The sequence below is a fragment of the Streptomyces sp. NPDC052114 genome (genome assembly GCF_040680155.1).
In the GTDB taxonomy this organism is placed as follows: domain Bacteria; phylum Actinomycetota; class Actinomycetes; order Streptomycetales; family Streptomycetaceae; genus Streptomyces.
On record NZ_JBFAWC010000015.1, the window covers coordinates 246598 to 256856 of the forward strand.

General features: G+C 73.5%; 7 protein-coding genes. 5 read left to right on the top strand and 2 right to left on the bottom strand.

Features of this window, described 5'->3' with window-relative positions; translation table 11 throughout:
* Positions 1-161 precede the first annotated feature (161 nt).
* Entirely contained in the window at positions 162-1547 is a 1386-nt protein-coding gene (locus tag AB0L89_RS30440) for an MFS transporter (RefSeq protein WP_365147849.1), read from the top strand.
* Positions 1548-1638: 91 nt separating this feature from the next.
* The gene (locus tag AB0L89_RS30445) at positions 1639-3543 is read left to right on the top strand and encodes a GAF domain-containing protein (protein WP_365147852.1); all 1905 of its coding nucleotides are present in this window, start codon (positions 1639-1641) and stop codon (positions 3541-3543) included.
* On the opposite strand, the gene AB0L89_RS30450 is transcribed toward AB0L89_RS30445, so the two are convergent.
* On the bottom strand, positions 3512-4438 hold the full coding sequence (locus AB0L89_RS30450) for a LysR substrate-binding domain-containing protein (protein WP_365147855.1): 927 nt from the start codon (positions 4436-4438) through the stop codon (positions 3512-3514). The two genes, AB0L89_RS30445 and AB0L89_RS30450, sit on opposite strands and share 32 nt — an antisense overlap.
* Positions 4439-4508: 70 nt before the next feature.
* On the opposite strand from AB0L89_RS30450, the gene AB0L89_RS30455 reads away from it, so the two are divergent.
* The 3 genes from AB0L89_RS30455 (at position 4509) to AB0L89_RS30465 (ending at position 7890) form a co-directional block, all read left to right on the top strand.
* On the top strand, positions 4509-5141 hold the full coding sequence (locus AB0L89_RS30455) for a maleylpyruvate isomerase family mycothiol-dependent enzyme (protein WP_365147858.1): 633 nt from the start codon (positions 4509-4511) through the stop codon (positions 5139-5141).
* A gap of 92 nt (positions 5142-5233) precedes the next feature.
* A complete protein-coding gene (locus AB0L89_RS30460; protein WP_365147861.1) occupies positions 5234-6889 on the top strand; it encodes a cytochrome bc complex cytochrome b subunit in 1656 nt (551 codons plus the stop codon).
* Positions 6890-7038: 149 nt separating this feature from the next.
* Complete coding sequence (locus AB0L89_RS30465; RefSeq protein WP_365147864.1) at positions 7039-7890, top strand: metallophosphoesterase; 852 nt, start codon at positions 7039-7041, stop codon at positions 7888-7890.
* A gap of 42 nt (positions 7891-7932) precedes the next feature.
* On the opposite strand, the gene AB0L89_RS30470 is transcribed toward AB0L89_RS30465, so the two are convergent.
* The gene (locus AB0L89_RS30470) at positions 7933-9807 is read right to left on the bottom strand and encodes an NAD-binding protein (RefSeq protein ID WP_365147911.1); all 1875 of its coding nucleotides are present in this window, start codon (positions 9805-9807) and stop codon (positions 7933-7935) included.
* Positions 9808-10259 lie beyond the last annotated feature (452 nt).

The following is a 10259-nucleotide window of genomic DNA, read 5'->3' on the forward strand; positions in this document are numbered from 1 at the left end:
CCGGAACCGCGCCCGTGGACCCCTTTGCGCAGCGCGCATGTCGGCCGCGCACACGGCCGCGTCCCGAACCATGGTGCTCCGACATATACGCCACTGATCTGCGGCTTCCTACCTTGTGCCGGTACGGAAGCGTCCCCGCAGAACTCCTGGAAGTGGTGCACATGGCCTCGCAAGGATCCGCTCCGCCGACCCGCGCCGGCATCGGTCGCATCGTGGCCGCGAGCCTCGTCGGCACCACCATCGAGTGGTACGACTTCTTCCTCTACGGCTCGGCCGCGGCCCTGGTCTTCAACAGCCTCTTCTTCCCGGCCAGCGACCCCCTGGTCGGCACGCTGCTCTCCTTCCTCACCTACGCCGTGGGCTTCGCGGCGCGCCCGCTCGGCGGGGTCGTCTTCGGGCACTACGGCGACCGGCTCGGCCGCAAGAAGCTGCTGGTCATCAGCCTGCTGATGATGGGCGGCGCCACGTTCGCGATGGGGCTCCTCCCCACCCACGCGAGCATCGGCGTCGGCGCGCCCGTCCTGCTCACGGTGCTGCGCCTGGTGCAGGGCTTCGCGCTCGGCGGCGAGTGGGGCGGCGCCGTCCTCCTCGTGTCCGAGCACGGCGGCGACAAGAGCCGCGGCTTCTGGGCCTCCTGGCCGCAGGCCGGCGCGCCCGGCGGCAACCTCCTGGCGACCGGGGTGCTCGCGCTGCTCGCCGCCGTCCAGTCCGACGAGGCGTTCCTCGCCTGGGGCTGGCGCGTGCCGTTCCTGCTCTCCGGGGTCCTCGTGATGATCGGCCTGTGGATCCGCATCTCGGTCACCGAGTCGCCGGTCTTCCTCGACGCCCGGCGCAAGGCCGAGGCCGCGGCCTCGGCGGGGATCGAGGAGAAGCCGCCCGTCGTCGAGGTGTTCCGCACAAGTTGGCGTGAAGTGCTCACCGCGATCGGCACCCGCTTCGGCGAGAACGTCTCCTACTACATCCTCACGGCCTTCGTCCTCGTCTACGTCACCGTGCATCTGGAGCTCCCCAAGAGCGACGCGCTCAACGCCGTCCTCATCGGCTCCGCCGTCCACTTCGTCACCATTCCGCTGTGGGGCGCCCTCTCCGACCGGATCGGGCGGCGCCCCGTGACCCTGATCGGCGCCGTCGGCATGGCCGCCTGGGCCTTCGCCTTCTTCGCGATGCTCGACTCCCGCTCCTTCCCGGTCATCGCGCTCGCCGTCACCGTCGGGCTGCTCTTCCATGGCGCGATGTACGGGCCGCAGGCCGCCTTCATCTCCGAGCTGTTCGACACCAAGGTGCGCTACTCGGGCGCCTCGATGGGCTCCCAGCTCGCCTCGATCGTCGGCGGCGCCCTGGCCCCGATCATCGCCGTGGAACTGCTCAAGGACTACGCGTCCGCGCTGCCCGTCGCCCTCTACATGTGTGCCGCCGCTCTGGTCACCGCGGTCACCGTGCGCTTCGCCCGGGAGACCAGGGGACGGGACCTGGCCGCCGACGAGACCGGCGGCCCGGCCCCGCGCCCGGCCGCCGAGCGCGAGGGCTCCGTACCGCTCGGCGGCTGACCTCCCCGGCGGCCGCAGCGCCGCACGCGGTCCGCCCCGGATCCGGGGCGGACCATCGACCGCACCCACCCCGCCGGGAGACGATCGCTCCATGCTCCCCACCACCACGGGCGCGGGCCACGCCGAACCCCCGGCGGGCCCGCGCACCCTGCTCGACCTCCTCGACCGGGGCGCCCCCGCCGAGGAGTTCGCGCGCCCCGCCGCCCGCGCCCGCGAGGCGGGCGCCACGGCCGCCGACCTTGCCGCGCTCGATCAGGCCACCGAGGTCGCCCTGCGCATCCACCGCACCCTGGGCGCGCACCGCCGCCGCGAGGCCGAACTCACCGCGCTGTTCGACACCGCGAGCGACCTGGCGGCGCTGCGCGACCCGGACGCCGTGCTCCGCGCCATCGTCCGGCGCGCCAAACTGCTCCTGGGCACGGACGTCACGTACCTCTCGCTCAACGACGAGACGGCGGGCGACACCTACATGCGGGTGACCGACGGCAGCGTCGCCGCCGCCTTCCAGCAGCTGCGGCTCGGCATGGGCGAGGGCCTCGGCGGCCTCGTCGCCCAGACCGCCCGCCCCTACGTCACCGGCGACTACCAGCAGGACCCCCGCTTCCACCACACCGACGCCATCGACAGCGCCGTCCTGGAGGAGGGGCTGCGCGCGATCCTCGGCGTCCCGCTGCGCCTGGGCGCGCGCGTCATCGGCGTGCTGTACGCGGCCGACCGCGCAGCCCGCGAGTTCGCCACCGAGGAGATCGTGCTGCTGTCCTCGCTGGCCGACCACGCCGCCATCGCCATCGACGGGGCGCGGCTCCTGGAGGAGACCCGGGCCGCGCTCGTCGACCTCAACGCCGCCACCGAGACGATCCGCGCGCACAGCCGCGCCATGCGCCGCGCCGAACAGGCCCACGACCAGCTCACCGACCTCGTGCTGCGCGGCGGCGACGCGGACGACGTCGCCGACGGCATCGCCGCCCTGCTCGACGGCGGCGTCCTCATCCACGACGCGGACGGCGTCGAACTGGCCCGCACCGGAGCCGGACCGCTGTCCCCGCCCGTACCGGCCGTCGCCGCCTCACGCGCCAGCGGCCGGGCCGTCCCGCAGGACGGCACCTGGGTGTGCGCGGTCCTCGCCGGGCCCGAACTGCTCGGCAGCATCGCCCTGACCGGGCGCGCCGAACTGGCCGACGCCGACCGCAGGCTGTTCGAGCGCGCGAGCGTGGTGACCGCGCTGCTGCTGCTCCTGCGCCGCTCGGTCGCCGAGACCGAGGACCGGGTGCGCGGCGAACTCCTGGGCGACCTGCTGTCCACCACCGGCGACCCGGCGGGACTCGCGGGCCGCGCCCGCCGCCTGGGCGTGCGCCTGGACCGGCCGCACGCGGTGTTCGTCGCCCACGGCGAGAGCGTGCCCCGGCAGCGGCTCCTCGCCGCCGCCCACCGCACCGCCCGCGCGCACAGCGGCCTGGCCGGGCTGCACCACGACGACGTGGTGCTCGTGACCCCGACCGACACCCCGGGCCCCGACGCCCGCTCCCTGTCCGCCGCGCTGGGCCAGGCCACGGGCGCCCCCGTCACCGTCGGCGCGGCGGGCCCGGCACCCGGCCACGCCGACCTGCCCGCCGCGCACACCGAGGCGCTGCGCGCGCTCTCCGCGCTGCGCGCCCTCGGCCACACCGGCCACGGCGCCGCCCTCGCGGACCTCGGCTTCGTCGGACTCCTCATCGGCGAACAGGCCGACCTGGGCGCCTATGTACGCACCACCCTCGGCCCCGTCCTCGACTACGACGCCGAACGCGGCACGGAACTCATCCGCACCCTGGAGGCCTACTTCGGCCACGACCGCAGCCTCACCCGCGCCAAGACCGCGCTGCACGTCCACGTCAACACGGTGGTCCAACGCCTGGAACGCGTCTCCCGCCTCCTCGGCGACGACTGGAACACCCCCGCCCGCACCCTGGAACTCCAACTCGCCCTCAGGCTCCACCGGTTGACCCCACCGGCGTGAGCGCGGCGCGCAGGCTGCCGAGCAGGGCGCGGGCCGCCGGGCCCGCGGGGCCGTCCGTCCGCCAGGCCAGCGCGATCCTGCCGCGCGAGCGCGGATCGGTGATCTCCAGGGCACGCAGGCCGAGCGCGTCCGCCCGCGCATCGGTCAGGCCCGGCAGCACGGCCACGCCGAGCCCCCGCACCGCGAGCCGCACCAGGACCTCGGGGGCCGCCGCCTCGAAGGCGATGCGCGGCCTGAACCCCGCCTGGGCGCACGCCCGGTCGAGGACCCCGCGCACCCCGGTGCCGCGCGGCAGACAGATCAGCGGGCGCCCGGCGAGCGCGGCCAGCGGCACGCTCGTCCGCTCCTTCGGCGTGAGGAGCGGGTCGTCCGGCGTCACGGCGGCGACCAGCGGCTCGTCGATCACGACGTGCACACAGACGTCCGACGGGGGCTCCTGCGCCGTGATGCCGAGCAGTGCCATGTCCAGCTCGCCCCGGCGCAGCGCGGCGAGCATCCGGTCCGACGAGTCCTCGGTGAGGGAGATCTCGACCTGGGGGTGCGCGTCGTGGAAGTCGGCGACCACGGAGACCACGTCGAACTCGTGGACCGCGGCCCCCGACACGAGCCCGAGGGCGACCTGCCCGCGCAGCAGCCCCGTGAACTCGTCCGCCGTGCGCCACACCCCCTCGGCGGCGGCGAGCGCCGCCCGCGCGTACGGAAGCACCTCCCGGCCCACCTCCGTGAGCGTCACCCGCCGGCCCGAGCGGTCCAGGAGCCGGTGCCCCAACTCGCGCTCCAGCTGCCTTATCTGCGCGCTCACCCCGGGCTGCGCCAGGTGCAGCCGCGCGGCGGCCCGGGTGAAGTTGGCCTCCTCCACCACCGCGACGAAGTACCGCAGCTGTCGAAGTTCCATAACCAGCGATGCTAGCCGGGGGAACCGACAGCTCTTGGACTTATGGCCGGGCGTTGATCACGCTGGGCCCATGGGATACGACACCGCGGCCGTACGGGCCGAGATCGCCGCAGAACGCCGTGAGCTGGCCGACGTGTTCGACGGGCTGAGCCCCGAACAGTGGCACGCCCCCTCGCTCTGCGCGGGCTGGCGCGTGCGCGAGGTGGTGGCCCACATGTCCTTGGGCTTTCGCCACTCCCTGCCGAAGACGCTCGCCGAACTCGTCAAGGCGCGCGGGAGCCTGCACCGCATGACCGACCGCTGCGCCCGCGAGGACGCCGCCGCCTTCACCACGGCCGAACTGGCCGCGCTGCTCAGGGACAACGCCCACCACCCCTGGACGCCCCCGGTCGGCGGCTACCCCTCGGCGCTCGGCCACGACGTGGTGCACGGCCTCGACGTCACCGTCGCCCTCGGCCTGGACCGCGAGGTTCCGCCCGATCGCGTACGCATCCTCCTGGACCACGTCACGCCCAGGAGCCTCCGCTTCTTCGGGGCCGACGTCACGGGCGTCGCGCTGCGCGCCGACGACCTCGACTGGGCCATCGGCAGCGGCACGCCCGTGCACGGTGCCGCGCGCGACCTGCTGCTCGTCGCGTACGGCCGCCGGGTCCCGGCGGGCCGCCTGCGGGGCGAACGGTGCGAGCGTTATCTCCTGGGGTGAACTCGCCCCGGTGAGCTGCCGGTTGTCACATTCGGGGCGTTGGATCCGTCATGTAGGCGACCTAGTCTGGTAGCCGCCTGAAAGGGAGTCGCATGAGCGGACGCATCGAGCGAACCGGGACAAGCGGACGACCCACACGGCCGGCCCCGCCGGGGAAGGGGGAGCGGCTCGCGGACTGGGCGGACGGACGGCTGGGCATCCACACCCTGGCCAAGGCCCAGATGCGCAAGATCTTCCCCGACCACTGGTCGTTCATGTTCGGCGAGATCTGCCTCTACAGCTTCCTGATCCTCATCCTCACCGGCGTCTATCTCACCCTGTTCTTCGAGCCGAGCATGGTCGAGGTCACCTACGACGGCCCCTACGTGCCGCTCAAGGGCCTCTTGGTGTCGCGTGCGTACGAGTCCACGGTGGACATCAGCATGGAGGTGCGCGGCGGACTGCTGATCCGGCAGATCCACCACTGGGCCGCCCTCGTCTTCGTCGCGGCGATGCTCGTGCACATGATGCGGGTGTTCTTCACCGGCGCGTTCCGCAAGCCCCGCGAGCTGAACTGGATGTTCGGCTGGACCCTGCTGTTCCTCGGGATCCTCACCGGCCTCACCGGCTACTCGCTGCCCGACGACATGCTCTCCGGCACCGGCATCCGCTTCGCGCAGGGTGCCATCCTCTCCGTGCCCGTCGTCGGGACGTATCTCTCCTTCTTCCTGTTCGGCGGGGAGTTCCCGGGCGACGACATCATCGCGCGGCTCTATCCGATCCACATCCTGCTGCTGCCCGGCATCATGCTGGGGCTCGTCGTCGCCCATCTGATCCTGGTCTTCTACCACAAGCACACCCAGTTCGGCGGGCCGGGAAAGACCGAGAAGAACGTGGTCGGCGCGCCCTTCCTGCCGGTCTACATCGCCAAGGCGGGCGGCTTCTTCTTCCTCGTCTTCGGGGTGCTCGCGCTGATGGCCGCGGTCGCCACCATCAACCCCGTCTGGGCGATCGGCCCCTACCGGCCCGACCTGGTCTCCACCGGCGCCCAGCCCGACTGGTACCTCGGCTTCTCCGAGGGGCTGATCCGGGTGATGCCCAGCTGGGAGATCAACGCCTGGGGGCACACGCTCAACCTGGGCGTCTTCATCCCCTTCACGCTCTTCCCGTTGATCCTGCTGGCCATCGGCGTCTATCCGTTCATCGAGGCGTGGATCAAGGGCGACAGGAGAGAGCATCACCTCGCGGACCGGCCGCGGAACGCCCCGGTGCGCACCGGGCTCGGTGTGGCCTGGCTCTCGCTGTTCGGCGTGCTGATGATCGGCGGCGGCAACGACCTGTGGGCCACCCACTTCCACCTCTCCATCAACGTCATCACGTGGTTCGTGCGGATCGGCTGCTTCGTCGTGCCCGCCCTCGCCTTCTTCGTCACGCACCGGATCTGCCTGGGGCTCCAGCGCAGGGAGCGCGACAAGGTGCTGCACGGCCGGGAGACCGGCACCATCAAACGCCTTCCGCACGGCGAGTACGTCGAGATCCACGAGCCCCTGTCGCAGGCCGAGCTCTATCGGCTGACCGCCCACGAACAGCCCCGGCCCTTCGAGATCGGCCCCCTGGTCGACGCGAACGGAGTGGCCCGCAGGATCCCCCGCTCCGACCGCCTGCGCGCCCGCCTCGCCCGCGCCATGTACGGGCCCAAGGCGCAGGTGCCCAAGGCGACGCCGGAGGAGTACCTGGCCATCCAGCGGGGGGAGGGCGATCACCACTGAGGGCCCGGCGGCCCGGCGGCCCGGCGGTCGGGCACCCCGGCGGCCAAGGGGCCTGGGGCCTTGCGGCTCCGGGCGGTGAAGGGCCGCCGGTGCCCCGATCAGGAATCGGTCGTCGCGCGGCGGATCAACTCGGTTAGCCTCACACGGTGATGGCATCCGAGAAGACCCCGAAGTTGCTGGCGATCAGCGACCTGCACGTCGCCTATGACGACAACAAGAAATACGTCGAGTCCATACGGCCACAATCCGACGGAGACTGGCTGATAGTCGCCGGCGACGTCGCCGAGCGGATGGCCGACATCGAGTGGGCCCTGCGCATCCTCGCCGGGCGCTTCGCCAAGGTGGTGTGGTCGCCCGGCAACCACGAGCTGTGGACGCCCAAGGACGACCCGGTCCAGCTGCGCGGCGAGGAGCGCTACCAGCACCTGGTCGCCCTCTGCCGAGAGCTGGGCGTGGTCACGCCCGAGGACCCCTACCCCGTGTGGCGCGGCGCGGGCGGCCCCGTCGTCGTGGCCCCGCTCTTCCTGCTCTACGACTACTCCTTCCGGCCCGAGGGCACGCACACCAAGGAGGAGGCGCTCGCGGTCGCCCACGAGGCGGGCGTCGTCTGCACGGACGAGTACTTCCTCCACCCCGACCCCTACGCCACGCGCGACGACTGGTCCCGCGCCCGGGTCAAGCTCACGGAGGAGCGGCTCGCCGAGCGCCCCGAGGGCCTGCCGACCGTCCTCATCAACCACTGGCCCCTGCTGCGCGAGCCCACCCGGGTGCTGCGCTATCCCGAATTCGCCCTGTGGTGCGGCACCGAGCTCTCCGCCGACTGGCACGTGAAGTACGACGCGGCCGCCGTCGTCTACGGCCATCTGCACATCCCGCGCACGACCTGGCACGACGGCGTGCCGCACGTCGAGGCGTCCGTCGGCTACCCGCGCGAGTGGCGCAGGGACTTCCACCCCGACCCGCACCTGCGGCAGATCCTGCCGGCGCCGGAACGGGGCTGACGCGGGCCGGGGCACACGGAGCGGGACGGCGCGAGGGCTCGGTCAGGGCTGGGCCCGCAGCGGCCGGCGCGCCAGGAGTTCGGCGAGGCCCTGCCGGGTGGCCGCGAGGACGACGCGGTCCTCCGGGCGCAGCACGTACTCCGGGTCGAGCTGCCACTCCAGCCCCGACGCCGGGCCGGACTCCCCGTCCGACGCACGCTCCAGCGCGACCACGCGCCACGCGCCCGGCCGGAACACCTCGGCGATCCTGCGGCCCGTCAGCTGCGGCTGGAGCGAGACGTCCAGCGCCGCGAAGAGCAGCACCGAGCGCTCGACGGGCAGCGAGCCCAGGATCTGCCGGCCCATCATCGCCCCGGCGAACGCGGGCGCGGCCAGCGCGGACACGCTCCGGCTGCGGGTGAGGGCGCCCGGATGGGCGGCCCGCAGGGTGCGGTAGACGGCCGTCGCGAACTCGTCGTCGTACAGGCGCAGCGCGACCCGCAGGTCCGGCTTCACCGACCGTGCGTACAGGGCCGCTTCGAGGTTGATGGTGTCCGCGCTGGTCAGCGCGAGCAGCGCGTGCGCGCGGTGCACCTTTGCCGCCTCCAGGACGCCCTCCTCCGTGACGTCGCCGATCACGGTCGGCACGCGCAGGCGCCGCGCCAGCGAGATGCCGCGCGCCTCGGGGTCGGCCTCCACGCACACCACCGGGATGTCCAGCTCACGCAGCCGGGCGAGCACCCGGGTGCCGATCTTGCCGAGGCCCAGCAGGACGACATGGCCGGACAGACCGCGCGGCGGGCGGCGCAGCGAGGACGCGGTGCGGAACGTGCCGAGCGCCTCCAGGACGGCGGCGAACAGGATCGGCAGGAGCAGCAGTCCGACGAGCCCGGCGAGGAGCTGGAGGATCTGGCGGCTCATCGGCCCCTCCGTCGCCGGGTCGTTGATGGAGAACAGGTCAAGGAGCGTCAGATACGTCGCGTGCAGCGGGCTGGTGTCTTCGGTGGTCACGATCGAGGCGATGGCCATGCCGAGGACGGCGGCCGCGAAGCCCGCCAGTGACCAGCGCAGACGCCGTGAGAACAGCTGGCGCAGCGGTACGCCGCGGCCCGCGAGGAACCCGGGTGGCGGCGCGGAACCCGCGTACGAGACCGCCTCCAGGACCAGCGCGCCGCGGCCCGGGGCGGCGGCCACGGCGGCGTCGTCCGGCAGCAGGCGGGGGCCCGCGCCGGCCCCCGCGTCGTCCGAACCCTCGGCTCCCGCCGGGTCGTTGGCGGTCGCCGAGAGCAGCGCCAGGGTCGCCAGGCCGCGCGGTGCCACCTGGCCGGGGGCCGGAGGGGTGCGTTCCACCGCGCGCAGCAGGAGTCCGTCGGCGTGGACGACCTTGCTGGTCCCGGCGACGGCGGTGGCGGCGAGGGCCGGGGCCGCGGTGTCCGCGTCGGACAGGACGGTGACGCTGGCGTCGGTGGTCGCCAGGCCCGCCACGGCGGCGGCCTGGTCGAGCAGTTCCTCCAGGTGCTGGCCCAGCTTGCGGTTGTAGAGCCGGATCACCAGGCGCAGACGGGGGTTGAGCCGGCGGGCGGCGAGCGCGGCGCGGATATTGGTCTCGTCGTCGTCGTGCACGAGCGCGAGGGCGGCGGCCTGGGGGACGCAGGCGTCGGCGAGGACGTCGTCGGTGAGGTCGGCGGCTTCGAGGGTGCGGTGCGGTCCCGGCTCGCCGCCGTCGCCGTTGCCGTGGCCGTTCCCCGTCGTGGTGCGGGAGACGGCGGCCGTGATGCGGCCGAGCAGCGCCGTCGTCCTGGCCCGCCCCGTCGGCCGGTTCGGCTCCCCGCCGCCGCCGGCCGGCGGGACGACGAGGACGACCTGCTCGCCGTAGACCCCGCGGAGCTCGGCGGCGAGCCGGTGGGCGAGGGCGTTGTCGCCACCGCAGACGACCATGTGGCCGGTGGCGGGGGAGGGTGGGCGCTGCGGCGGAAGCGAAGATGTGTACGACACGGGGAAAGAGTGCCTCAAGTGGGTGCGGGGGGCGTCATGTTGCCCGCGCGCGTCGTCTGGCGGGGGCGCCTTGGGCGGTGCGCCTCGGTTCCGCGGGCGGGACTGGCATCGTTGGCGTCCGCGCCTTGCCGGGCCTGCGCGGTTGCTTTGTCTCTGGGGTGGGGCTGCGTTGGCGTCTGCCGGTCCGCGCTCGCTTCGTCTGTGGGGCGGGGCCGCGGGGGTATGTGCGTACTCGCCATCCCTGCGCCGCGCCTCAAGTCCAAAGGCGCCAGTGTGTGCTCGGTGCTCCGTTCGCACATACCCCCACGTCCCCTCGGGCCGGTCGGGCGCGTGCGGCCCGGTGGGGGCCGGTGCGCCCGCGCCGCGGCGGACGGGACCGTGCCGCTCCGCTGTGG